Source organism: Streptomyces sp. NBC_00582, from assembly GCF_036345155.1.
GTDB lineage: Bacteria > Actinomycetota > Actinomycetes > Streptomycetales > Streptomycetaceae > Streptomyces.
In genome coordinates, this window is record NZ_CP107772.1 from 6,211,404 (window position 1) to 6,236,202 (window position 24,799).

Here is a 24,799-nt window from a genome sequence, read left to right on the forward strand (position 1 = left end):
TGTCAGACGGAGGGGCGCTCGCGTTCGGCGCGCAGCAGCTCGCGCAGGGCGAATTTCTGGATCTTTCCGGAGGGGGTGCGCGGCAGCTCCTCCCGCAGCACCACCCGCTCCGGCCAGTACGTCTTCGCCATCCCGAGGCCCACCAGGTGCGCCTGGACCTCGGGGAGTCCGAGGACCTCACCGCCGGTCACCAGGAACGCGCAGGCCCGCTCGCCGAGCCGCTCGTCCGGGTAGCCGACCACCGCGACGTCCTTGACCGCCGGATGCCGCAGCAGCGCGCCCTCGACCTCGACGACCGGGATGTTCTCGGCACCGCGCACGATCATGTCCTTGACCCGCCCGGCGATCCGGATCCCGCCGTGCCCGTCGTCCCGGGCCAGATCACCGGTGTCGAACCAGCCGTCGGCGGTCACCGACGCCGCGTACACCTCGGCCCGGCGGAAGTAGCCCAGGCACTGGGCCGCGCCGCGCACCTGCAGCCGGCCGCCCTCCCCGGGCGGCACCGGGCCGCCGTCCCTGCCGGTGATCCGGACCTCCATGCCCGGGACCGCCGTGCCGTCGCTCTCGGCGGCCCGCAGCGGGGGCTGTCCGGGACGGGTGACGGTGACACAGCCGTTCTCCGTCATGCCCCACAGCGCGTACACCCGGCAGCCGAGCACCGCGTCGGCGTCCTCCACCAGCAGCGGGGCGATCGGCGCGCTGCCGGTGGCGAAGCTGCGCAGCGCCGACAGATCGTGCGGGGTGCGCCGCTGGGCGTCGATCAGGTCGGAGAGGAAGGTCGGCGCCCCCATGAAGAACGTCACCCGCTGCTCCTGGAGGATGTCCAGCATCCGCTCCGGATCCCAGCGGTCCACCTGCACGGCGGTCGCGCCGAGCAGCATCGGCATCACGAAGTTCCACGTGAAACCGGCCTGGTGCGTGGTGGGCGAGCCCATCGCGGTGATCTCGTCGCCGCTCAGCCCCAGCACCTCGGCCTGCGCCTTGTTCATCGCGTACAGGGTGTTGTGGCTGTGCACCACGCCCTTGGGCTCACCGGTGGTGCCGGAGGTGAACATGATCTGGGCGGGGTCGTCGGGTCCGGCCTCCCGCGCGTCGAGCGAGGCGAGCAGCTCCGGGTCGGGCTCGGGGCCGTAGAGGTCCCGGGTGAAGTCCAGGGCGCCGGGGGTGAGGTCGCCGTCGCCGCCGAGGAGGACCCGGTGGCGCAGGGTGGGCACGGCCTCGGCGACCTCGGCGCTCATCGCGTCGTAGGAGAAGCCCCGGACCTCGGCCGCGGCGATGTAGACCGGGCTCCCGGTGAGCCGGGTCATGAACTCCACCTCGCGGCGGCGCATGGTCGGCACCACCGGGCCGGCGACCGCGCCGATCCGGGCGGCGGCGAGACAGAGCGCCACCAGCTCCCAGGAGTTGGGCAGCTGGAGCGTCACCACGTCGTCGCGGCGCACACCGAGCCGCAGCAGTCCGACGGCGAGCCGGTCGACCCGGCGGGCGAGTTCGGCGTACGGCACGGTCTGCGCGGCGGCGCCCGTGTAACAGACCAGCGCGGGGCGGTCGGGCCGCAGCCGGGCCCAGCGGCGCAGATCGTCGAGGATCGTCTCCTCGCGCCACCAGCCGGCCGCGCGCCAGCGTGTCTCCTGCGAGACGTACGGCGGTGCTGTGGCCGCAGGCGCCGTCGTCGTCGGTGCCGTGGTCATCGGGTGCCTCCCTGTGCGGTGTCGAGCGCCCGACGGGCGCGGTCGGCGACGGCGGGCGCGCTCACCCCGCCCTGTTCGAGCAGCAGCCGCTGACTCCCCGCGACCTGGACGAAGGCGTCCGGCATCGCGATCCGGTGCACCTGGACCGGCCGCACCGCGCTCAGCTCCTCGGCGACGGCCGAGCCGAAGCCGCCGGCCGCCCAGTGCTCCTCGACCGTGATCACCGTCCGCTGGTCGCCGAGGGCCTCCAGGAGCGCCGGGGTGTCGAGCGGCTTGACGGTGTGCAGATGCAGGACGTTCGCCTCGATGCCGTCGGCGGCGAGCAGCTCGGCCGCCTCCAGCGCCGCGAGGACCGGGTACGGTCCGCAGGCGGCCAGCGTGATGTCGCCGCCCCGGCGCAGGATCTGCGCCCTGCCCAGGCGGGGCGGTTCGGCGTCGGCCGGCAGCGCGGGCGTGGCGCCCCGGCCGAGCCGGAGGTAGACGGGGCCGCCGCAGGCCAGGGCCTGGCGCAGCAGCTCGGCGGTCTGGGCGGGGTCGCCGGGCACGACGACGGTCATGTGGGGCAGCACCCGCAGCGTCGCCAGATCCTCCAGGGCGTGGTGCGTGGGCCCGAGGTGACCGGCCGACACCCCGGCGTGGGTGGCCGCGATCAGCACCGGCAGGTTGTTCAGCGCGATGTCCAGCTTCACGGCCTCCAGCGCACGGGAGGAGGCGAACGCGGCCATCGTGTGCACCAGCGGGATCCGGCCCTCGCGGGCCAGCCCGGAGGCGGCGCCCATCAGGGTGTGCTCGGCGATCCCCAGGTTGAGGTAGCGGTCGGCGGCGAGACCGAAGTCGACGCCGTTGAACAGCCCGGTGTCGCTGTCGAGGACGACCAGCCGTTCCTCGCGGGGCAGGAGCCGGGCGACGGTGTCGCGGTGGACCTCGCGGGCGGAACGGGTGTCCTCGGCCGCGGGGGCGGCGGGCGGGGGTGCGGTCAGGGTGGTCATCGGCGGGCCTCCGCCTCGGCGCGCAGGGCCTTCAGCAGCTGGAGCTCCTGCCGGCGGCTCAGCTTGGCGTAGTGGCTGCGGGCCTGCCCCTCGATCCGGGGGACGCCCTTGCCCTTGACGGTGTGGGCGATCAGCACGGTCGGCCGGTGCGGGTCCGGGGCGAGGGTGAGCGCGGCGGTCAGCGCCTCGGTGTCATGGCCGTCGGCCTCCAGGACCCGCCAGCCGAACGCGCGCCAGCGGTCGGCCAGCGGCTCCAGCGCTCCGACCATCTCGGTCGAGCCGCTGATCTGCAGACCGTTGCGGTCCACGACCGCGGTGAGCCGGCCGAGCCGGTGCGCGGCGGCGACCGACGCCGCCTCCCACACCGAGCCCTCCTGCAGCTCGCCGTCGCCCATGACCACGAAACAGCGCCGGCCGGACTCGTCCAGCCGGTGCGCGAGGGCGTAGCCGACGCCGACCGCGAGACCGTGGCCGAGGGAGCCGGAGGGCATCTCCACACCGGGGATGCCGGGATGCGGGTGGGCGGTGAGGTGGCTGCCGGGACGGGCGTACCCGGCGAGTTCCCCGGCCGGGAAGTAGCCGGCCTCGCACAGCGTCGCGAACAGGCCGATGCCGCCGTGCCCCTTGCTGAGCAGCAGCACGTCCCGCTCGGGCAGTCCGGGGAAGCACGGATCGTGCCGCAGCACCCGGAAGTAGAGCACCGCGAGGATCTCCACCAGGGACATCGAGCCGCCCAGATGCCCGCCCTCGTCGGAGGCGCACATCCTCACGACGTGCTCCCTGATCCGGGTGACGACCTCGGGCAGGTCCGCTTCCCGGCGGGGGTCGTCGGCGGTCGTTGCGGCCGGCGGCGGGGTGCCGCGCAGCAGGGGCGGGCTGCTCATGCCAGGTCCTTTCGAAGGCGTACGACGGTGAAGGGGTGCGGGGACGTGCTCAGTTGGGGTGCAGGCCGGTGAACTCCAGGCCCCGCTCCTCCGGTTCGCCGAAGCGGATGTTCATGCACTGCACGGCGTTGCCCGCGCCGCCCTTGACGAGGTTGTCCAGGGCCGCGATCACGGTGACGGTGGAGGCGCCCCGGTCCAGCGCGAAGCCCACGTCGCAGAAGTTGGAGCCGGCGAGGATCTTGGCGTCGGGGAACCGGTGCATCCCGCGGCGGGCGGCGACGATCCGCACGAACGGCTCGGCCGCGTACCGGGCCCGGTAGGTGGCGCGGACGGCCCGCTCGTCCACCCCGTCGGCCAGCGCCGCCCGGCACAGCAGCTGCACCCCGCGCACCGCCTCGACGCCGGTCGCCGTCATCCGCACGGTGTGCCCGGTGGCCTGGGCGATCTCGGCCTCGTGCCGGTGCCGGGTCGGCGCGAACACCCGCAGGGCGCCGCTGCGTTCGGCGTGCAGGTTCTCCGAGCCGGCCTTGGCGCCCGAGCCGCTGGACCCGGTGCGGGCGTCCACCGTGATGTCGCCCTCGATCAGCTTGTCGCGGGCGAGCGGCTCCAGCGCGAGGATGCCGGCGTTGGCCATGCAGCCGGGCACGGAGATCCGGTCGGCGGTGGTCAGCCGCTCCCGGTGGAACTCGGGGATCCCCGGGGTGAACCCGTCGATCAGCGCGGGCGCCTCGTGCGGGGCGCCGTAGTAGTCCTCGTAGACGGTGGTGTCGCGCAGCCGGAAGTCGCCGGACAGGTCGATCACGACCCGTGCCGCGGCGAGGTACTCCGGCATCCGCTGCATCGTCTCGCGGTGCGGGGTGGCCAGGAACAGCACATCGGGCTGTCCGAGCTGGTCGTACGACGAGAAGGCGAGCCGGGTGCGGCCGCGCAGGTTGGGGTGGACGCTGTCGACGGGCCGGCCGCGCAGGGTGCGGGAGACGGCGTTGACGACCTCCACCTGGGGGTGGTTGACGAGCAGACGGAGGAGTTCCCCGCCGATGTAGCCGGCCGCGCCGACGACGGCTGCCCGGATCATGCCTGTCCCTCCTTGATCAGCAGGGCGGCCATGGCGTCCGCCGCGTCGATGTCCGTGCCGTGACACTGCTGCAGGCCCCGGAACTCCACCCGGTCGTTGACCTCCAGCACGGTCAGCCGGCCGTCGGGGTCCTGGAGCAGGTCCACCCCGGCGATGTGCGCGCCGACGGTCCGCGCCGCCGCCACGGCGAGCCGGGTGAGCTCGGGGTCGAGGGGGCAGCGCTCGCTGACCGCGCCGCGGGCGACGTTCGTCCGCCACTGGTCGCTGCGGCGGTACGTGGCACCGACGACCCGGCCGTCCACGACCAGGGCGCGGATGTCCCGGTCGGCCTTGGCGACCTCGCGCTGGACGTAGACGACGTGGGACTGCGGGGAGGGCAGCGCGGCCAGGTGCTCCAGGACCGCAGCGGCCATCTCCGGGCCGGTCACCCGGGTCACCAGACGTCCCCAGGACCCGACCAGCGGCTTGATCACGGCCGGGTAGCCGAACCCCTCCAGGGCCTCGAGGGCCGCCTCGGGCGTCAGCGCCAGCACGGTCTCGGGGGTCGGCAGGCCGGCGGCGACCAGGGCCGTCGTCGTCTGCCACTTGTCACCGCAGACGGCGGCCGCGGCGGCCGAGTTGAGGACCTTCACGCCCGCCGACTCCAGGGCGCTCGCCGCGTACAGCGCCCGGTAGTGGCCGACCTCCCGGTTCAGGACGGTCCGCGGGCCGGTCCGGGGGCTGCCCGCCCGGACCGACAGCGCGCGGGGGTCGATCTGCTCGCACGCGACGCCACGCCTCTCAAGCGCTGCCAGGATGGACTTCTCCTCGAAGCGGACCCGCGAGGCGAGTACGCCGAGCCGCGGTGTCGCGGAACTCATCGCTTCGGCCTCCTTTCTTCGTGGGTGGGAATCGTGGGGATTTCGGGAATCGCGGGAATCCGGGAATCGCGGACCGGGTGCGACTACTCGCCCCAGTCCTCCTCGACCTCGGGCGCGAGGACCAGACGGGGCGGCTCGACCGACTCCACCTCGAGTTCGATCGCGCACTCCGGGCACTCGATGATCTCGCCGACCCGCGGGTCGTTCTCCCACGGAACCTCGGCGGCGCATTCGAGACATTCGGTGGCGGTCAGGGTCTGGGACATGGGAATTCCTCTCACTGTGCGGAACGGGTGGAAACCGAAGGAACAACAGGGACTGTATCCCTGGGAATTCGCTCCGTTCGGCCGCTTTTCATGAGGGGCTCGAATGGGAGTGAACGCGGCTGCTTATGCGGGAGAGCGGAAGGACGGTGGGCCCGGCCGGCTCCAGCGGATAGCCCTGCAACGCCTGCCGGAACGCCTTCTCCGCGATCCGCGCGAAGTCCTCCGGGGCGGCGCCCGGCGCCAGCGCCAGGGTCACCGGCAGCGGGGCCGGCGGCTCGGGCAGCCCCGGGTGGACGGTCCTCGCCAGCCCCCACAGCTCGTCGCCGTTGGCGACCAGGCAGGTCATGCCGAGGCCCGCCTTCGCCGCCGAGCGCAGCCCGATCAGCTCCGGGCCCTCGTACGCGATCCGCCAGGCCACCCCCGCCCGGTCGAGGACCTCGCCGACCCCGGCGCGCAGGGTGCAGGGCGTCGGGAACAGGGCCAGCGGCAGCGTGTCGCGCTCGCCGATCGCGGGACGGCCGAACCAGCCCAGCCGCATCCGGCCCAGCTCCGTGGTCCGCGTCCCCGGCTCCGCCGGCCCGGCCTGCAGCAGCAGCGCCGCGTCCAGCTGACCGGTGCCGAGCTGCTGGGCCAGCGCCTCGCTCGCCCCCGTGCGCACCCTGAGCTGCACATGCGGCAGCCCCCGGTTGACGCGGCGCAGGAACTCGGGGAGGACCTCGGCGAGCTGGCTGGTCACCCCGACCGACAGCAGCACCTGGCCGGCCTCGGGCACGAACCGGGCCACGGCCTCGTCGTTGAGGGCCACCATGCGGCGGGCGTACTCGAGCAGTTCCTCGCCCTGCGGGCTGAGCCGCATCTCGCGCCCCGTGGAGGCGAAGACCGGCCGCTTGATCAGGCCGCTGAGCTGGCGGATCTGCTGGCTCACCGCGGGCTGGGTGATGTGCAGGGCCTCCGCGGCCCGCCTGAACCCCCCGTGCTCGACCACCGCCACCAACGCCCTCAGGCGATTTATCTGCAAGTCGTGACGCATTCTCCCACCCCGTCCAAGTCGAATTCCTGGCGCTGACCGCAGCCTAGGACGGAGCGCTTCCGCACGGCCACGGCGCAGCTCACGGGATGGGTATGAGATCTTCATGATCGGCGTGTGCAGATCTCCTGAACGGGCCGGGGGCGGGAATCACCGCACCTTATTCAGGCCATAAAAAACAGGCGCCGCATTACCCCCTGCAATGCATTCGGGAAGCCTACTGTCATTTCAGAACCGAGACCTTGAAGCACGTTCCTTCGAGAGCTACCCAGGGAGCAGACATGCTGGCAGCGACCGCCTCCTCCGCAGTGACGCAGGGCGTCCGGATACAGCTCGCCGACCCCGGTCTGGCCGAGCGCAGCCCGGGCGAGGAGTTCGCCTGGTCGGTGCGCGGGGCCGCGGCCGGCGAGGACCGCGTCGTACCGTTCCGCGCCCATCTCCCGGCGGTGTTCCCGCTGTTCGCGACCCGCCCTCGGTACGCGGTGCGGCACCTGCTGAAGACGGCGTCGGTCGCCGACGCCCCCGTGCCGTACGTGCACGAGCCGGCCGCGCACCTCGCGCCCTCCGGCACCTCCTACCGCACCACCCCCGAGGGCTCCTTCACCTCCCGCGTGGAGCACGCCGCACTGACCGACCTGAAGGTGCGGGTGCCGCTGCCCGCGGGGCTGCTCGACGAGCCGTCGCTGCTCGCCTCCTTCGTCGACTACCGGGTCCTGGTCCGGCTGTCGGTGGTGGAGAACCAGACCCTGCTGCACGGCAGCGACGACAAGGCCGTCACCGGCCTGCTCGCCCTGCCCGGCATCCGCCGCGGCCCGCTCGGCGACGACGTGTACGCGGCGATCACCGAGGCGGCCGCCGAGGTCGAGGAGACCGGCGGCTCCTGCGACGGCATCGTCGTGCACCCCTTCACCTACTGGGAGCTGGTGCACGCCGGCGTCCTCGGGCAGCTCGGAGCGGCCGGCATCACCGTCTCCCGCACCCGCATGATCCCGCGCGACCAGATCCTCCTCGGCGACTTCCGCGCCGCCGTCACCCTCCTCGTCCCCGACGTGGCCTCCCTCGCCCTGCTGCGCGGCCAGGGCCCGGACGGCTCCGACGTCGTCGAGGCCACCACCCGCGTCGGACTCGCCGTCCACCTGCCCCAGCACTTCCTGCTGCTGAGCCGCGACTGACCGCCCGCCCACCGCGACACCGTCCCGTCTCCCGCCGACGAAGGGAACCCCATGTCCGGCCCCCCTGTCCGGGTCCTCTACATCACCGGATGGATGCGCAGCGGCAGCACGCTGCTCGGCAACGTCCTCAACGAGCTGCCCGGTGTACGGCACATCGGCGAACTGCACTTCCTGTGGAAGAACGGCGTCCTCGGCGCCGGCACCAACTCCAGCTGCGGCTGCGGGCAGCCGCTGACCGGGTGCCCGCTGTGGTCCGAGGCGCTGGCCGCGCTGCCCGCCGGCGGCACCGAGGCGACCGCGCACCGCATGCTCGCCCTCCAGCGGAAGCTGATGCGCACCCGGCACACCGGGGCCCGGCTCGCCGAGGCCCGCGGGGCGCGGCCCGTGGACGCGGGCGTCACCGAACTGCTCGACCAGTCGGCCGCCGTCTACCGGGGGACGGCCGCCCACGGCGCCGACCGGCTGGTGGTGGACGGCTCCAAGTGCCCTGCGGAGGCCGCCGCCCTGCTGGGCCGGGGCGACCTCGACGTGAAGGTGCTGCACATCGTGCGCGACCCGAGGGCCACGGCACTGTCGTACCGCAGCGCCAAGGAGTACATCGACCCGATGTCCCCGGCCCGCTCCAGCGGCTACTGGACGGCCTTCAACCTCGCCTCGGAACGCGTGGGCCGGCAGGCACCGGACCGCTACCTCCGCATCCGCCACGAGGACCTCTCCACCCGTCCCCGGGAGACCGTCGCCGAGGTGCTGCGGTTCGCGGGCCTGGACGACGAGGTGCCCGTCGACACCGCGGGCCGCGTCACCCTCGGCGTCAACCACACCGTCACCGGCAACCCGGACCGGCTGCGGCGCGGGGTGACGGCGATCCGCCCCGACGAGCGCTGGCGCACCGCCCTGTCCACCGCCGACATCGCCGCGGCGACGGCCCCGGCCCTGCCCCTGCTCGCCCGCTACGGCTACCCGACGGCCCCCGGCCGGCCCTCCGCCGGCGGCCCGTCCTCCGGTACGCCGTCCTCCGGTACGCCGTCCAGGGCCACGCGTCCCGCCGAGGCGCCCCGCGCCGGCGCCCCGTCCTCCCGCACGGCCGCCCGCGAGACGGGCGTCGTCCGCCCGCTGTGGCCCGGTGAGCTCTGGTGAACCTCGGACTGTCCGGGCGGGCCGCCCTCGTCGCCGCCTCCAGCAGCGGCATCGGACTCGCCGTCGCCAAGGTGCTCGCCGCCGAGGGCGCCGACGTGTCGATCTGCGGCCGTGACCCCGGCCGGCTCGCCGCCGCCCACCGGGAGGTCGACGCGAGCGGGCCCGGCCGGGTGCTCAGCCGGGTGGTGGACCTGCGCGACGAACACGCCGCCGCCGCCTGGGTACGGCACACCGCCGAGGAGTTCGGAGCGCTGCACGTCGTCGTCAGCAACTCCGGCGGGGTGCCCTTCGGGCCCGTACAGGACTTCGAGGTCGCCCAGTACCGGGAGGCCGTCAACGACAACCTGCTGCCGCACGTCTCGCTGTCCCTGGCGGCCGCGCCGTACCTGCGCGCGGCCGGCTGGGGCCGGATCGTGATGATCACCTCCGAGTCGGTGCGGCAGCCCCATCCGGGCAGCGGACTGTCCTCGGTCGCCCGGCTCGGTGTCCTCGGCTTCGCCAAGGGCCTCGTCGAGGCCTTCGGCCCCGCCGGCGTCACCGTCAACGTCCTCGCCCCCGGCTTCCACCGCACGCCCATCCTCGACGTCCAGTACGGCGACCGGGTCGAGGAACGCCTCGCCGAGGTCGCCGCCGGCATCCCCCTCGGCCGCATCGGCCGCGCCGAGGACCTGGGCGCCCTGGTCGCCTTCCTCGCCAGCACCCAGGCCGCCTTCGTCACGGGCACGGTCCTCGTGGCGGACGGCGGCAACACCAGGGCCATCCCCTGACACCCCGCCCCCCGCGCACCACGTCCCGACACCCGAAGGAGTACCGACATGCCCCCGGGATCCGCCCCACCCCTGGGCGAGACGGCCAGCGCCCGCGAACCCGCCCTCCACGTCGTCAAACTCGGCAGCGCCACCCTCACCCACCCCCACGTCTTCGACGAGGTCGCAGCCCTCCGCGCCCGCGGCGCCCGAGTCCTCCTGATCGCGGGCGGCGCCCAGGGCATCGCCGAGCACTACCGACGCACCGGCCGTGAGATCCGCACCCTCCTCTCCCGCGCCGGCGACGAGATCCGCTACTGCCCGCCGGAGGAGATGCGGCACATCGTCGCCGCCTACGAGGAGGTCACCCTCCCCCTCGTCGAGCGGGAGCTGACCCGCCGCGGCCTGTCGGTGTACGCCTCGGTGGCCCGCACCGGCGCCCTGGTGACGGCGGCCCCCAACGGCCCCCTGCGGGTGCGCGACGGCGACCGGCTCCGCCTGGTCCGCGACCACCGCGCCGGCACCGTGCACCGCGTCGACGCCCCCCGCGTCACCGCCCTCCTCGACGCCTTCGACGTGGTCTGTCTCTCCCCGCCGGTCGCCGCCACCGACGACGGCACCCCCCTCAACGTCGACGCCGACGTCCTCGCCGCCACCCTGGCCCGCGCCCTGAACGCCGACCATCTGCGCCTGGTCACCGGCACCGCCGGACTCCTCGCCGACCCCGCCGACCCGACCAGCACGCTGCGCCACCTCGGCCGGGGGGAGGGCGGCCGGTACGCCCGCGGCCGGATGCGGCAGAAGGTGCGCGCCGCCGAGATCGCCATCGACGGCCCCTCCGACACCGCGATCACCGGCCCGCACACCCTGTCCACCACCGGCGCCACCCGCTTCTGGGCGGCCACCCCGCCCGCCGCCGACCTCACCCTGCTCTCCCGCACCGTGCAGATCTCCTCCGTCTCCCGCGACGAACGCGAACTCGCCGTCCTGCTCGCGGACTGGTGCGCCGAGCAGGGCATCAAGAGCGAGATCGACGCCGTCGGCAACCTGGTCGCCACCAAGGGCGCGGGCGAGCGCCGGCTGCTGATGCTCGGTCACCTCGACACCGTGCCCTACCGGTGGCCGGTGCGCTGGGACGGCGAGACGCTCTCCGGGCGCGGCTCGGTCGACGCCAAGGGCAGCCTGGTCGCCTTCCTGGAGACCCTCGCGGCCTACGAACCGCCGGAGGGCGTCGAGCTCCGGGTGGTCGGCGCCGTCGAGGAGGAGATCACCGGAGCCGGCGCCTTCCACGTCCGCGACAGCTACCCGGCCGACGCGGTGATCGTCGGCGAGCCCAGCGGTGCCGCCGCCCTCACCCTCGGCTACTACGGCCTGGTCAAGATCCGCCTGCACACCCGGGAGTGCGTCGGCCACACCGCCGGCGAGGGCGTCCGTACGGCCGGCGACCGGCTGGTGGAGGCGCTCACCGCCGTACGCGCCGCCGTCACCGCCACCGCCCCCGACGCGCTCACCGCGACGCTCGGGGTGCGCGCCCTCAACGAGGGCGACGTCCAGGCGGGGGAGGCCGTGGTCGACGTACGCCTGCCGCCGGGGCACGCGGTCGAGACGCTCCTCGAGGCCCTCGGCGCCGCCGTGTCCGAGCCCGTCCGCCTCGACGTGCTCCGCGCCACGCCCGGCGTGGCCACCCCGCGCACCAGCCCCCTCGTCAAGGCGTTCCAACGCGCCTTCCGCACCGAGGAGTCGAGACCCCGCTACCTGATGAAGAAGGGCAGCAGCGACATGAACACGCTCGCCACCACCTGGCGGGGCGTCCCCATGGTCGCCTACGGCCCCGGCGACGCGAGCCTCGACCACACCCCCGCCGAACACCTGCCCGCGGCCGAGTTCCGGCAGGCCCGGCGTCTGCTGACCGCCGCCGTCCGAGAATGGAGCACGATGTGACCCCGCCGACCACGGCCCTTGGCCCCGGCCTCATCGCCCCGCCGCACCACCCCACCGACCCCGCGCGCCCGACGGCCGCCCCCTCCTTCTGCACCTGCTACCCCGGCGCGACCGTCTGGCTGACCGGCCTGCCCAGCTCCGGCAAGACCACCGTCGCGCAGGCCACCGCCGACGTCCTGACCGCCGCCGGCCGCCGCGCCGAGGTGCTCGACGGCGACGCCCTGCGCCGCACCCTCTCCGACGGCCTCGGCTTCTCCCGTGAGGACCGCCACCGCAACGTGACCCGCATCGGCCATGTCGCGCACGTCCTCGCCCGCAACGGCGTCCTCGCCCTCGTCCCCGTCATCGCCCCCTACGCCGACTCCCGCGCCGCCGTCCGCGACCTGCACCGCGAGAGCCGCACCCCCTACCTGGAGGTGCATGTGGCCGCCCCGGTCGAGGTGTGCTCCGTACGGGACGTCAAGGGCCTGTACGCCCGCCGCGCCGCCGGCCGGCTCAGCGGACTGACCGGTGTCGACGCCCCGTACGAGGAGCCCCTCGCGCCCGACCTGCGGATCGACTCGCACACCGAGTCCGTCGACAGCTCGGTCGCCGCCCTGCTCGCCCTGCTCGCGGAGAGGGGCCTGGCATGACCACCCTGACGACCGACACCAGGACCGAGACCGAGACCTACGCCCTCTCCCACCTCGACACCGTCGAGTCGGAGGCCCTGCACATCTTCCGTGAGGTGGCGGGCGAGTTCGAGCGGCCGGTGCTGCTGTTCTCCGGCGGCAAGGACTCCATCGTCATGCTGCATCTGGCGCTGAAGGCGTTCGCCCCCGCCGCGATCCCCTTCTCCCTGCTGCACGTCGACACCGGCCACAACTTCCCCGAGGTCCTCGCCTACCGGGACCGCGTGGTGGCCCGCCACCACCTCAGGCTGCACGTGGCCCGCGTCCAGGACTACCTCGACGACGGCCGGCTCCGCGAGCGCCCCGACGGCACCCGCAACCCCCTGCAGACCGTCCCGCTGCTCGACGCCCTCACCGCCGGGCGGCACGACGCCGTGTTCGGCGGGGGCCGGCGCGACGAGGAGAAGGCCCGCGCCAAGGAGCGCGTGTTCTCGCTGCGCGACGAGTTCGGCGCCTGGGACCCGCGCCGCCAGCGCCCCGAACTGTGGTCCCTCTACAACGGCCGGCACGCCCCCGGCGAACACGTCCGTGTCTTCCCGCTGTCCAACTGGACCGAGCTCGACGTGTGGCAGTACATCCAGCGCGAGGCCATCGAACTGCCCTCGATCTACTACGCCCACGAGCGGGAGGTCTTCGCCCGCGCCGGCATGTGGCTGGCGCCCGGCGACTGGGGCGGCCCCCGCGAGGGCGAACACCTGCGGACCCGGCGGGTCCGCTACCGCACGGTCGGCGACATGTCCTGCACCGGCGCCGTGGAGTCGACCGCCGGCACCGTCGCCGAGGTGATCGAGGAGATCGCCGCCTCCCGGCTCACCGAGCGGGGCGCCACCCGCGCCGACGACAAGCTCTCCGAAGCCGCCATGGAAGACCGCAAGAGGGAGGGCTACTTCTAGCCATGCAGACCGCCACCCAGCCTCTGAACGCCACCACCCTGCGGTTCGCCACCGCCGGCTCCGTCGACGACGGCAAGTCCACCCTCGTCGGACGGCTGCTGCACGACTCCAAGTCCGTCCTGTCCGACCAGCTCGCCGCCGTCGAGGCCGCGTCGCTGGCCCGCGGCCAGGACGCCCCCGACCTCGCCCTGCTCACCGACGGACTGCGCGCGGAACGCGAACAGGGCATCACCATCGACGTCGCCTACCGCTACTTCGCCACCGCCCGGCGCCGGTTCATCCTCGCCGACACCCCCGGCCATGTGCAGTACACCCGCAACATGGTCACCGGCGCCTCCACCGCCGACCTCGCCCTCGTCCTCGTCGACGCCCGGCACGGGATCGTCGAGCAGACCCGCCGCCATCTCGCCGTGGCCGCGCTGCTGCGCATCCCCCAGGTGACGCTCGTCGTCAACAAGATGGACCTGGCGGGCTGCTCCGAGCAGGTCTTCGCGGACATCGCCGCCGAGTTCGCCGCCTGCGCCCGCGCCCTCGGCGTGCCCCGGGTGACCGCCGTGCCGGTCTCGGCGCTGGACGGCGACAACGTCGTACGCCCCTCCGACCGCATGGACTGGTACGCGGGCCCGACCGTCCTCGAGCACCTGGAGACCGCGCCCACCGGCACCGACCCGCGCACCGAACCGGTCCGGCTGCCCGTCCAGTACGTCATCCGGCCGCAGACCCCCGGCCACCGCGACTACCGCGGCTACGCCGGCCGGCTCGCCTCCGGACTGCTGCGGGTCGGCGACCCGGTCACCGTGCTGCCGTCGGGCCGCACCAGCGTCGTCGAGGCCATCGACACCCCGGCGGGACCGGCCCCGCGGGCGTGGGCGCCGCAGTCGGTGACGGTCCGGCTCGCCGACGACCTCGACATCGCCCGCGGTGACCTGCTGGCCCCCGTGGCCGACGCGCCCCGCCCCACCCGCCGGCTGCACGCGACCGTCTGCCATCTCACCGAACGCCCGCTGCGCGCCGGGCAGCGCGTGCTGCTGCGGCACACCACCCGGACCGTGCGGGCGGTCGTCGAGGAGATCGGCTCCCGGCTCGACCTGCACGACCTGACGGAAGGCCCGGGCCCCGGCACGCTCGAGGTCAACGACATCGGCCGGATCGTGGTGCGCACCGCCGAACCGGTCAGCGTCGACGCCTACGCCGCCCTGCGCGGCACCGGATCCTTCCTGCTCGTCGACCCGGACGACGGCAGCACCCTGACGGCGGGCATGGCCGACGCCCCGGGACCCTCGGAAGGAGTGTGAGAACCCCTCTGGACGATCATGAAAATGTCATGCCGAGCCGGTGACCCCGGCACTGTCGGCCCGTCCCTCGCCCCGGAAGACTTCTCCTCACCGAGAGACACCCACCGCGAGGGAAGGGCCGATCCATGAACCTCAACGCCGCCACCAACGCGTTCCCCACCACCGACGCCCCCGCCGCCGAGGGCCTCGTCATCGAGGACCTCGCCGCGCTGGCCGCCGAGCCGTTCCAGCCGGGCACCTGCATCTGCTGGACGGAGACCTCCGCGCTCGCCGAGTGACCCAGCCGCGCAGACCGCAGCCGATCAGGGGGAATGGGGGGAACGGCAGTGACGAAGCACACGACGGCGACAGACACCGCAGCGACGCACACGGTGGCGATCCAGCAGCACGACGTACGGCCCGGACTGGCCTTCAAGCACCATCTGACCGCCGAAGTGGTCCCGGGTGAGGGGGTGTTCCTGGTGTCCGAACGCGGCGTGACCGTGCTGCGCGGCACCGGTGTCACCGAACTCGCCCCGCTCCTCGACGGCACCCGCACGCTCGACCAGCTCGCCGAGGAGGCGCCCGCCGGACTCTTCCCGGCGCAGGTGCGCAAACTCGTCGCGGACCTCCTCGACAACGGGCTGCTCACCCACCGCCCGCCGGACGCGGGCACCCGCGGCGACGAGGCCTTCTGGAACCTCGCGGGCATGGACGGCCCCGCCGCCGCCCGCCGCACCGCCGGTGCCACCGTCACGGTCGCCTCGGTGGGCACCCACGCCCGCCGCGCCGCCCCCGACATGACCGCCGCGCTCACCGCCGACGGCCTGCGCCTGCACCGGCCCGGCCACGACACCGAACCCCCCGGTCTCGCCGTCGTCCTCTGCGACAGCTACCTCGACCCGGCACTCGCCACCCTCGACGCCCACTACCGCACCGCCGGCACCCCGTGGCTGCTGGTCCGCCTGACGGGCGAACAGCCCTGGATCGGCCCCGTGTTCCGGCCCGCCGGCGCCGGCGCCGACGGCGCCGGCGGGAGCGAGGGCCGGGGCGACGGCCCCTGCTGGCACTGTCTCGCCGAGCCCCTGCGCCGCAACCGCCCCGCCGAGGCGTTCCTGGGCGAGGCCCTCGGCCGCCCCGTGCGCACCCCGCCGTCCGCCCTCGCCGCCGGCCGGGCCGCCGGACTGCACCTGGCCTGCCTGGAGGCCGTGAAGTGGCTCGCCGGACAGCGCCACCCGGGCCAGTCCGCCCTGTGGGCCCTCAACCCGCTGGACCTGACGAGCCGCCACCATCCGGTGCGCCGCCGCCCCCAGTGCCCCTCCTGCGGCGACCCCTCCCTGATGAGACGCCAGGTCGAGGCCCCCTTCACGATCACCTCCCGCCCCAAGACCGCCACCGGCACCGGAGAGCGCGCGCTGTCCCCGGAGCGGATGCTCGAACGCCACGGCCACCTCGTCGACGACCTGACCGGCGTGGTCAAGGAGATCCGCCGCGACCGCCGCGGCCCCGGCTTCCTCAACTGCTTCCACTCCGGCCACAACCCGGCCACCGCCCCCACCGGCCTCGCCGGGATCCGGAACGGACTGCGCACCCACAGCTCCGGCAAGGGCACCACCGAGACCCAGGCGAAGGTCAGCGCCCTGTGCGAGGCCGTGGAGCGGCACAGCGGCTGGTTCCAGGGGGACGAGCCGACCGTACGGGCCGCCTACCGGGACGTCGCCGACCGGGCGGTGCACCCGGACGGCGTGCAGCTGTTCCACCCCCGCCAGTACGAGGGCCGCGAGCGCTGGAACGCCACCCACGGCCCGGCGCACCGCGTGTGCGAGCCCTTCGACGAGAGCGCGCCCGTCGAGTGGACCCCGATGTGGTCCCTGACCGACGGCCGCCACCGTCTCGTGCCCACCGCGATGCTCTACTACAACGCCCCCGGCGACCGCCGCCCGTTCGCCGCCACCTCCAACGGCTCGGCGGCCGGCGGCTCCCGCGAGGACGCCGTCGTGCAGGGCTTCCTGGAACTCGTCGAACGCGACGCGGTCGCCCTGTGGTGGTACAACCGCACCCGGCAGCCCGGCGTCGACCTCGACGCCTTCGGCGACCCGTGGGTCGCGCGGATCCGCGAGGAACACCAAGGGCTCGACCGCCGCCTGTGGGTCCTCGACCTCACCAGCGACCTCGGCGTCCCCGTGTTCGCCGCCCTGTCCGCGCGCACCGACAAACCGGCCCAGGACATCACCCTCGGCTTCGGCGCCCACTTCGACGCCCGGATCGCCCTGCGCCGCGCGGTCGCCGAACTGAACCAGATGCTGCCGCCGGTCGCCCGGGCCCGGGCCGACGGCTCCGGCTACAGCTGCGACGACCCGGCCGTCCTGTCCTGGTGGCGGACCGCCACCACCGACGACCAGCCCTACCTGCTGCCCGCCCCCACCGGGACGCCCCGCACCCCCGAGGACTTCCCGTACACCCCGCGCGCCGACCTGGCCGACGACGTCGCCGAAGCCGTACGGATCGTCCGCGGCCTCGGCAGCGAACTCCTCGTCCTCGACCAGACCCGTCCCGACACCGACGTGCCCGTCGTGAAGGTGGTGGTGCCCGGTCTGCGCACCTTCTGGGCCCGCTTCGGCCCCGGCCGCCTCTACGACGTGCCGGTCCGCCTGGGGCGCCGCTCCACCCCCGTCCGCTACGAGGACCTCAACCCGGTCCCGCTGTTCCTGTGACGCCCCCCACCGTCCCGCCGTCCTTACCGAGGTCTCGCCGATGAATGCCGCCGCCCCGTCCCTGATGCCGCTGTGGTCGCTGCGTGAGGACTGCGGATTCAGGTCCGTGCCCGGCGACCCGGGCGCCGGTGTCGTCAGCACCCCCTGGGAGGAGATCCGCCTCGACGCCCGCACCCCGGCCGTCGGCCGGGCCCTGGAACGCATGACGTACGGCCCGGTCTCCCTCGACAACGTGCTGCCCGGCTTCAGCGAGGGCACCGGGCCGGCCGAGGAACGCCCGCAGTACGACGCCCTGGACGCCGTCCTCGGACGGCTCCAGCACGTCGTGGTGCGCACCCTCGCCCTCGCCGGCGGCACCGACCACGTCACCGTCGTCCCCATCGCCCGCCGCGCCCGGTTCACCCCCCGCCGCCCCGGCGCGCACGCCGTCCACCGCCTGTCCCGGTTCGTCACCCTCACCGCCGGCCCCGAGGGCTGGATCGCTGAGTCCGCGCTCGCCGCGCACCGGGTCGTCCTGCACACCCCGCAGGCCGGCTGGCTGATCAGCTGCTACGCCCGCCCCACCGCCGTCGGCGAGGTGTCCCGGCTGCTCGGCCTGCCGGTCGCCGAGACCTCCCTGGTCGTCGGCTACCTGGAGGCCGCCGGCATGCTCGTCCCCGGCACCCCCCGCGAGCAAGACCCCGGCGGCTACACCTTCGCCGAGGACGAGGACCCGGCGCTGGCCCCCTGGTCGCCGCGGGAACTCCTGGTCCACCAGCGCAGCAGGCCCGGCGCGCACGACGAGCCGGTGGGGGAGTACGACAACGATGGCAGCCCCGTGACCTGGGCGCCCGAGGCCGGCCCCCGGGGGGTCCCCGCCATCCCCCTGCCCGTCCCCGGCGGGTCGGCCCGGCGCGGACCCGGCCTCGGCGAGGTCCTCGCCGCCCGCCGCTCCGAGCGCCCCGACGACGGACGACCCCTCTCCCTCGACCAGCTCGGCGAGCTGCTGCACCGCTCCGCCGCCGAACGCCCCGGCGGCGGCCGCCCCTACCCGAGCCTCGGCTCGCGCTACCCGCTGGAGCTGTACCTCACCGTCAGCGGCGGCGGCGACCTCAAGCGCGGGGTGTACCACTACGACCCGCACGGCCACCGCCTCGCCGCGCTGGACCCGGCGCCCGACCTGGTCGACGACCTGCTCGCCGAGGCCGCCGCGCACGCCGGCCTCAGCCAGGAGCCGTCGGTGCTGATCAGCATGACGGCCCGGTACCGCCGTATCGCCGGCTCCTACCGGGGCACCGCCTACAGCGCCCTGCTCAAGGAGGTCGGCGCCCTCCAGCAGACCCTGTACCTGGTGGCGACCGCGATGGGCCTCGGGCCCTGCGCGCTGGCGTTCGGCGACACCGAGGCGGCGGCCCGCGCCTTCGGCCTGGACTGGCGCGCCGAACCGGGCGTCGGGGAGTTCGTGGTCTCGGCACTCCCTGCGATCGAGGCGGGCGACCCTATGCTGTAGCTCGACCGAAATCGCATTCGAGTGGGGGGTTTCAGTGCGATGGTTCCGTCCTTTGGTGTCCGCCGGGCCGATGCGTGAAAGACCGGTCAGCAACGTCGAACTGGCTCCGAGGATGGCCTCCGCGATCACCACCGTGGTCATCCTCTGCTTCTTCGGGGTGGCCCTGACCTACGCGGCGCGCGGCGGCCTGGGCGCGCTCGGCCTGACCTCGTTCTGTGTGCTGATGGCGCTGCTGCTCGGGCTGCAGTTCTGCCACTCCTTCCCGGCCCGGGCCCCGCGCTGGGCACGCCGTCACCGGTTCACCCTCGCCGCCCAGGCGGTGCTCACCTTCGGGCCGTTCGCGTTCTTCGGCGACGCCTGGCTCGGCATGCCCGGCTTCCTGTGCTCGTCCTGTCTGCTGGTGCTGCGCCCGGCCCTCGCCTGGGCCGCGTTCGGCCTGGTCGTCGCGGCGACGGGCGCGGTGAACTTCCTCGTCGGCTACGGCGTGGGCGAACTGGCGTACAACCTCGTCGCGACCACCCTCACCGGTCTGGTGGTGTACGGGCTGAGCCGGCTGACCGGTCTCATCGCCGAGGTGCAGGCCGCCCGGGACGAACTGGTCCGGGTCACCCTCGCCCAGGAGCGGGTGCGGTTCGCCCGCGATCTGCACGACCTGCTCGGCTTCAGCCTGTCCACCATCACCCTCAAGTGTGAGCTCACGCACCGGCTGGTGCGGGTCGACCCCGAGCGGGCGGAGACCGAGATCACCGAGATCGTGCAGGCGGCCCGGCAGGCGTCCGCGGAGGTGCGCTCGGTGGCGGGCAGCTATCTGCGCATGTGCCTGGACCGGGAACTCCCGGCGGCGTCCTCGCTGTTGCGGGCGGTCGGCATCCACGCCGAGGTGCGGGTGGCCACGGGAGCGGTGTCCCCGGCGGTCGACTCGGTCCTCGCGACCGTGCTGCGCGAGGGCGTCACCAACATCCTGCGGCACAGCAAGGCCCAGAAGTGTGTGATCGAGGCGGGCGCCCGGGACGGCCGGGTGCGGCTGGCCATCGCCAACGACGGGCTGCGCGACGCCCGTTCCGCCCACTTCGCGGACCTGCCCGGCGCCACGGGGTGCGGCGGCAACGGACTGAGCTCTCTGGCGGCCCGCGCCGAGAGCCTCGGCGGCACCCTGACCTCCGGGGAACGCCCCGACGGCTGGTTCGAACTGACCGTCACCGTCCCGGCCGACGCGGGCGGCGACGAGGACTCCCTGGCCACCACCGGGCGCAGCCCGGGCCGCTCCTGACGGCCGCCACCCGCGCCTACAGCCAGCCCGAGTCGCGGGCGATCCGTACCGCGTCCATCCGGTTGCGGGCGTTGAGGCGGGTGACGGCGGCGGTCAGATAGTTGCGGACGGTGCCCGCGGACAGGAACAGGGCGCGGGCGATCGCCGGCACCTCCTCGCCCTGGGCGGCCAGCCGCAGCACCTCGGTCTCCCGGGCACTGAGCGGGCTCTCCCCGGCCTGCAGGGCGCTGAGCGCCAGATCGGGGTCGACGACCCGCCCCCCGGCGGCCACCTCCCGGATCGCCGCCGCGAGCCGGGCGGGCTCGGTGTCCTTCAGCAGGAACCCGGAGGCGTGCGCGGCGAGCGCCCGGCGCAGATTGCCGGGCCGGCCGAGCGTGGTGAGGATCGCCGTACGGCACTCGGGCAGCTTCTCGTGCAGCAGCCCGGCCGCCTCGATGCCGTCGATGCCGGGCATGTCGATGTCGAGCACCGCCACGTCGGGCCGGTGCTCCAGGGCCAGCGGCAGCACCTGGTCGCCGTTCCCCGTCTCGGCGACGACCTCGATGTCGGTCTCCAGCTCCAGCAGCGAGGCCAGAGCCCGGCGGAGCATGACCATGTCCTCCGCGAGCAGCACTCGGATCACTGATTCCCCCCGGTCCAGTGCGATGATCGGTCTGGCGTGAACCTTACGCGGGAACGCGCTTGTCGGGCAGGGCTGTTGCCCTCGTCCACAGCAGGCCGTGACCGGACGGGCACCTGATTCCACCGGCGATCACTCGATGGGCGTTACACCCAAATCCTGGTCAAGCGCGTCCGAAAACAACGGGTGCCCGAGGCAACGGTTCAGGACGGCGGCACGTGCGTGAAGCGGGCGGCCACCCGCAGATCCGCCTCGACGAGCGCCGCGGTCGCCGCCAGCTCGGGCACCAGGTCCCGTACACACTCCCGCGCGGTCCGCCGCGCCGTGTGCGTCGCGACCCCGACCGCCGCGACCACCCGCCCCGTCCGGTCCCGCACGGGCACCGCGACCGACCGCAGCCCCTGCTCCAGTTCCTCGTCGACGAAGGCGGACTCGCCCTCGTAACGCCCCGTCAGCACCCGTCCCGCCGCCGTCAGCCCGGCCGGCCGCCGCGCGCCCACGGTCACGTCCACACTCATCACATGGGGTGCGGCCACCGAGGCCGTGTACTGGATCTCGTCGCCCCCCTCGGTGAGGACCGCGAGCGCCGTCGACTCCTGGACCCGCCGCGCGAGCGCCGCGAGATGCGGGGTGGCGATGCGGGCCAGGGTCGTACGGGACAGGGGCGGGAAGCCGAGGGAGAGGACGCGCGGGGTGAGCGCGAAGGTCCGCTCGGGCCCCCCGGACGTCACAAGGCCCAGGTGCTCGTAGGTGATCAGCGCCCGCCGTGCGGTGGCCCGCGCCAGCCCCGTCGCCCGGGCGACCTCCGCCAGCGTGAGCTCGGCGCGGCCCTCCCCGAACGCGGTCAGGACGGTCAGCCCACGCGCCAGGGACTCGATGAACTCCCGGCCCAGCTCCTGCTTGGACGCGCCCGTCCACAGCGCCAGCCCGGCGGGCGGCGGCCCCGGATCCGCCGCCGGAGCCCGCCGCAGCTCCTCCTCCATCGCCGCGACCGCCGCCCGCAGCCGGGGCAGCAGGGTGTCGCGCAGACCGGCCGCCGTGTGCCGGCTGGTGTGGCTCACCACGTTCGCCACACAAGCCACCCGCCCCGTCCCCGGCGCCCGTACCGGCACCGACACCGCCACCAGGCCCGGCTCGATGAGCTGGTCGTCGAGGGCCCAGCCCTCCTCGGCCGCCCGCTCCGCCCGCCGTACGAAGTCCTCGTCGGGCGCCCGGTGCGGGGCGGCCGGCACAGCGGGGAAGGACCGGTCCTCGGGGTCGGCCGCCCGGCGTTCGCGCCAGCGCTCCCAGTCCGCCTCCGTCCACGAGGCGGCGAACAGCGGGCCCGGCGCGGTGCGTTCGGCGGGCAGCAGATCGCCGATCCGGAAGCTCAGGGACATCGCCCGCCGGCGGGTCGCCTGGTGGATGAAACGGATGCCGTCCCGGTCGGCGACGGCCAGGGACACCGACTCGTCGAGCTCGTCGGCGAGCGCGTCGGCCCGCCCGCCCAGCAGCGCGGGCAGCCGCAGCGCGGCCAGACAGGCGTTGCCCAGCTCCATGACCCGGGGCGTGAGCAGGGCGTCCCGGCCCTCCAGCCGGGCGTACCCCATGCGCACCAGGGTCGCGACGACCCGGTCCACCGTCGACCGGGCGAGCCCCGTGGCGCGCTCCAGCTCGCTCAGCCGCATCGCCCCGCCCGCCCCGGTCAGCTCCCGCAGCACGGCCACCCCGCGCATCAGCGGCACCACGGCCTCCGCGGGAGCGCCCGCCTCGGGGCCGGGGGTGGTGGTCGTCTTCGCGGGCATCGGCTCTCCGGTACGGCGGTCTGGGCAGCCCTACCGTAAACCGGCCGTCCGGGGCGGGGCTCACCGCCGGGTGACCCGCACCCGGTAGTCGCCCTTCAGGTCCGCGCCCGTCACCGTGATGCGGATGCCCCGCGCGCCGTCGGTGAAGGACTCGCCGGGGGCGTAGGGCGCGTCGGAGAGCTCCGCGTGGACGTTCGGACTGCGCGTGCAGCCCCCGCTGTCCTCGGCGGAGTCGTACACCCGGACCGGCCCCATGCCGGTGTCGACGCCCGCGTCCACCCTGTAGACGAGGACGCCCGGCCGGCACACGGTCTCGTCGTTGCCGCCGCGGGTGCGCAGCTCGACGGCGTAGCCGGTACGGGTGTCGACGGGCACGAACACCAGCTTCGGGCCCCCGGCCCGCCACAGCGGGGTCAGCCGGTACTCCGCCGACCCGCGCACCGCCGAGCAGGCGATCTGCCCCGCGTCCAGCCAGCCCAGCTTCCACTTGTGCCAGCCGAGCAGGTCGTTGTTGGCGCCCCAGTCCTCGCTCATGATGTCCCAGTGCCCGACCGCGCCCCCGCCGTCCTGGGTGTAGAGGTCGGGCAGCCCGAAGACGTGCCCGTTCTCGTGCGGCAGGACGCGGTAGCCGGTGCGGCCGTAGGAGCCGGAGCCGTCGTCCTGGCGGGAGTACACGAAGGACGCGTTGGCGACGGTCACCCCGTCGGCGACGGGCGCCTCGGTGTTCCCGGCGAACGTCACCGACAGCACGGTGTCCAGCGCGGAGGGGCCCGCGTTCGGGGTCACCAGCACGTTCAGCAGGTCGTACGAGCGGAAGTCCACGCTCGGATCGGCGGCGGCCACGAGGTCCTGGACGAGCCGGCGGTAGCCGGGGTCGAAGGGCGCGCCGCGCTCTATGCCGTACGCCCGGAACGTCTTCGGCATCCGCAGCCAGTGCCGGATCGGGGTCTCGGAGCGGTAGTCGAGGCGGCCGTAGGACGCGGTGCGGAACCACCGCTCGGTCTGCGGGAAGAACTCGTGGTAGCGGGCGAGCGCGGTGCCCCGGCCGGGGGCGTCGGGGAAGTCGACCATCAGGGTGAGGGCGCGGACGGTGCCGGTGGAGCGGGCGTAGCCGCCGGGTGTGGGCAGGCCCTCGGACATCTGGACGGAGGAGCCGCCCCTGATCATGCAGGGGGCGAGGGAGGCGGTGCGGCCCAGCGAGATCGGGCCCGCCCCCGCCCGGGCCGGCCCCGGGTCGGGGGTGAGGCGCCCGGTGCCGGCCGAGGTGCTGACCGCGAGGGTCAGCGCGGTCACGCAGGTCAGGGCGGCGACGCGGCGCGGGCGTATCCGACGGCGGAGGGGTTCCGGGGCGCTGCGCGCGGGCTGCGGCTGCATGCGGCGGGGCCTTTCGCTCCGGGCAGCCACCCGGTCACCGGCTGCACCCTTTCGATCACCCTGTGCTGCCGAGGGAGCGCACGCGCGCTGAGAACGACCGATCGTGTGCATGTGGTACAGGTCACATAAGAAAACTTCCGGCGGCGGGAAATAACCGGGGACCTCTTCCCCGTTTAGTCAGGTGTCCGAGCGAAACGGGGACAGCTTCCCCGGATCGCCCCGCCCCAGCTTCGAGGAGTACGCCGTGCAGACCGTGACGCCGTCGCGTCCCGCCACGCGCAAGGCACCCCGGCCCCGGGCCGACGCCCTGCGCAACCGGGAGCGGATCGTCACCGCCGCCCGCGAGATGTTCACCGAGCTCGGCCCCGACGTGCCGCTCGACGACATCGCCCGCCGGGCCGGCGTCGGCAACGCCACGGTGTACCGCAACTTCCCCGACCGCGACGCCCTGGTCCGCGAGGTCGTCTGCTCCGTCCTGGACCGCACGGTCCTGGCCGGCCAGGCCGCCCTCGCCGAGACCGGGGACGCCTTCGCGGCACTGGAGCGCTTCGTGCACGCCTCCGCCGCCGAGCGGGTCAGCGCGCTGTGCCCGATGGTCTCCAGCACCTTCGACCAGCACCACCCCGACCTGGAAGCCGCCCGCGTACGCGTCGAGCGGATCATCGAGGAGGTCATGGACCGCGCCAAGGCCGCCGGGCAGCTACGGCACGACGTCGGCGTCGGTGACGTCATGGTCGCCGTCGCCCAGCTCAGCCGTCCGCCGGCCGGCACCGGATGCAGCTACAGCGACCGGTTCGTCCACCGCCACCTCCAACTGCTCCTGGACGGACTGCGGGCCCCGGCCCCCTCCGTCCTGCCGGGCACCCCCGTGACCATGGAGGACCTGCGCCAGGCCTGACCGTCCAGAACATCCCTTGAGAGCT

Annotated in this window: 22 protein-coding genes; 12 read left to right on the plus strand and 10 right to left on the minus strand. The window is 74.3% G+C overall.

Annotated features, from left to right (window positions below):
- Positions 1-2 precede the first annotated feature (2 nt).
- The 7 genes from OG852_RS27945 to OG852_RS27975 form a co-directional block, all read right to left on the minus strand.
- Complete coding sequence (locus OG852_RS27945; RefSeq protein WP_330349319.1) at positions 3-1,691, minus strand: AMP-binding protein; 1,689 nt, start codon at positions 1,689-1,691, stop codon at positions 3-5.
- Positions 1,688-2,680 carry a transketolase family protein gene (locus OG852_RS27950; protein WP_330349320.1) on the minus strand — a complete coding sequence of 331 codons (993 nt, stop codon included), beginning with the start codon at positions 2,678-2,680 and terminating at the stop codon, positions 1,688-1,690. Before OG852_RS27950 ends, OG852_RS27945 begins: the two co-directional genes overlap by 4 nt.
- On the minus strand, positions 2,677-3,564 hold the full coding sequence (locus tag OG852_RS27955; protein ID WP_330349321.1) for a transketolase: 888 nt from the start codon (positions 3,562-3,564) through the stop codon (positions 2,677-2,679). Before OG852_RS27955 ends, OG852_RS27950 begins: the two co-directional genes overlap by 4 nt.
- A 49-nt stretch (positions 3,565-3,613) precedes the next feature.
- The gene (gene argC / locus OG852_RS27960) at positions 3,614-4,639 is read right to left on the minus strand and encodes an N-acetyl-gamma-glutamyl-phosphate reductase (RefSeq protein ID WP_330349322.1); all 1,026 of its coding nucleotides are present in this window, start codon (positions 4,637-4,639) and stop codon (positions 3,614-3,616) included.
- Positions 4,636-5,499 carry a RimK family alpha-L-glutamate ligase gene (locus OG852_RS27965; RefSeq protein WP_133912223.1) on the minus strand — a complete coding sequence of 288 codons (864 nt, stop codon included), beginning with the start codon at positions 5,497-5,499 and terminating at the stop codon, positions 4,636-4,638. The genes argC and OG852_RS27965 overlap by 4 nt, the downstream gene beginning before the upstream one ends.
- Before the next feature lie 83 nt (positions 5,500-5,582).
- Entirely contained in the window at positions 5,583-5,765 is a 183-nt protein-coding gene (locus tag OG852_RS27970; RefSeq protein ID WP_133912224.1) for a lysine biosynthesis protein LysW, read from the minus strand.
- 88 nt (positions 5,766-5,853) lie between these two features.
- On the minus strand, positions 5,854-6,795 hold the full coding sequence (locus OG852_RS27975) for a LysR family transcriptional regulator (protein ID WP_133912225.1): 942 nt from the start codon (positions 6,793-6,795) through the stop codon (positions 5,854-5,856).
- 278 nt (positions 6,796-7,073) lie between these two features.
- Here OG852_RS27975 and OG852_RS27980 point away from each other — a divergent pair, with 278 nt between their 5' ends.
- The 11 genes from OG852_RS27980 (at position 7,074) to OG852_RS28030 (ending at position 20,099) form a co-directional block, all read left to right on the plus strand.
- Entirely contained in the window at positions 7,074-7,964 is an 891-nt protein-coding gene (locus OG852_RS27980; RefSeq protein WP_133912226.1) for a family 3 encapsulin nanocompartment shell protein, read from the plus strand.
- A 51-nt stretch (positions 7,965-8,015) separates the two neighbouring features.
- Positions 8,016-9,101, plus strand: a complete 1,086-nt coding sequence (locus tag OG852_RS27985) for a sulfotransferase (protein ID WP_133912227.1) — start codon at positions 8,016-8,018, stop codon at positions 9,099-9,101.
- On the plus strand, positions 9,098-9,868 hold the full coding sequence (locus tag OG852_RS27990) for an SDR family NAD(P)-dependent oxidoreductase (protein WP_133912228.1): 771 nt from the start codon (positions 9,098-9,100) through the stop codon (positions 9,866-9,868). The genes OG852_RS27985 and OG852_RS27990 overlap by 4 nt, the downstream gene beginning before the upstream one ends.
- Before the next feature lie 48 nt (positions 9,869-9,916).
- On the plus strand, positions 9,917-11,788 hold the full coding sequence (locus OG852_RS27995; protein ID WP_133912229.1) for a M20/M25/M40 family metallo-hydrolase: 1,872 nt from the start codon (positions 9,917-9,919) through the stop codon (positions 11,786-11,788).
- On the plus strand, positions 11,785-12,420 hold the full coding sequence (cysC, locus tag OG852_RS28000; RefSeq protein WP_443064568.1) for an adenylyl-sulfate kinase: 636 nt from the start codon (positions 11,785-11,787) through the stop codon (positions 12,418-12,420). The genes OG852_RS27995 and cysC overlap by 4 nt, the downstream gene beginning before the upstream one ends.
- On the plus strand, positions 12,417-13,352 hold the full coding sequence (gene cysD, locus OG852_RS28005; RefSeq protein ID WP_133912231.1) for a sulfate adenylyltransferase subunit CysD: 936 nt from the start codon (positions 12,417-12,419) through the stop codon (positions 13,350-13,352). Before cysC ends, cysD begins: the two co-directional genes overlap by 4 nt.
- A gap of 2 nt (positions 13,353-13,354) precedes the next feature.
- Positions 13,355-14,647 (plus strand): sulfate adenylyltransferase subunit 1, encoded by a 1,293-nt coding sequence (locus OG852_RS28010; RefSeq protein WP_330349323.1) that lies wholly within the window; start codon positions 13,355-13,357, stop codon positions 14,645-14,647.
- A gap of 125 nt (positions 14,648-14,772) precedes the next feature.
- The gene (locus OG852_RS28015) at positions 14,773-14,925 is read left to right on the plus strand and encodes a hypothetical protein (protein WP_166663530.1); all 153 of its coding nucleotides are present in this window, start codon (positions 14,773-14,775) and stop codon (positions 14,923-14,925) included.
- A 93-nt stretch (positions 14,926-15,018) separates the two neighbouring features.
- The gene (locus OG852_RS28020; protein WP_330351504.1) at positions 15,019-17,340 is read left to right on the plus strand and encodes a TOMM precursor leader peptide-binding protein; all 2,322 of its coding nucleotides are present in this window, start codon (positions 15,019-15,021) and stop codon (positions 17,338-17,340) included.
- Positions 17,341-17,380: 40 nt separating this feature from the next.
- The gene (locus OG852_RS28025; protein WP_133912233.1) at positions 17,381-18,829 is read left to right on the plus strand and encodes a SagB family peptide dehydrogenase; all 1,449 of its coding nucleotides are present in this window, start codon (positions 17,381-17,383) and stop codon (positions 18,827-18,829) included.
- A gap of 70 nt (positions 18,830-18,899) precedes the next feature.
- Positions 18,900-20,099, plus strand: a complete 1,200-nt coding sequence (locus OG852_RS28030) for a sensor histidine kinase (RefSeq protein WP_133912234.1) — start codon at positions 18,900-18,902, stop codon at positions 20,097-20,099.
- A 16-nt stretch (positions 20,100-20,115) separates the two neighbouring features.
- On the opposite strand, the gene OG852_RS28035 is transcribed toward OG852_RS28030, so the two are convergent.
- The 3 genes from OG852_RS28035 to OG852_RS28045 form a co-directional block, all read right to left on the minus strand.
- Complete coding sequence (locus tag OG852_RS28035) at positions 20,116-20,721, minus strand: response regulator transcription factor (protein ID WP_133912235.1); 606 nt, start codon at positions 20,719-20,721, stop codon at positions 20,116-20,118.
- A gap of 200 nt (positions 20,722-20,921) precedes the next feature.
- The gene (locus tag OG852_RS28040; RefSeq protein WP_330349324.1) at positions 20,922-22,502 is read right to left on the minus strand and encodes an IclR family transcriptional regulator domain-containing protein; all 1,581 of its coding nucleotides are present in this window, start codon (positions 22,500-22,502) and stop codon (positions 20,922-20,924) included.
- 60 nt (positions 22,503-22,562) lie between these two features.
- Positions 22,563-23,876 (minus strand): M6 family metalloprotease domain-containing protein, encoded by a 1,314-nt coding sequence (locus OG852_RS28045; protein WP_330349325.1) that lies wholly within the window; start codon positions 23,874-23,876, stop codon positions 22,563-22,565.
- Between the two features lie 244 nt (positions 23,877-24,120).
- Here OG852_RS28045 and OG852_RS28050 point away from each other — a divergent pair, with 244 nt between their 5' ends.
- A complete protein-coding gene (locus OG852_RS28050; RefSeq protein WP_330351505.1) occupies positions 24,121-24,774 on the plus strand; it encodes a TetR/AcrR family transcriptional regulator in 654 nt (217 codons plus the stop codon).
- The last annotated feature ends 25 nt before the right edge of the window (positions 24,775-24,799 follow it).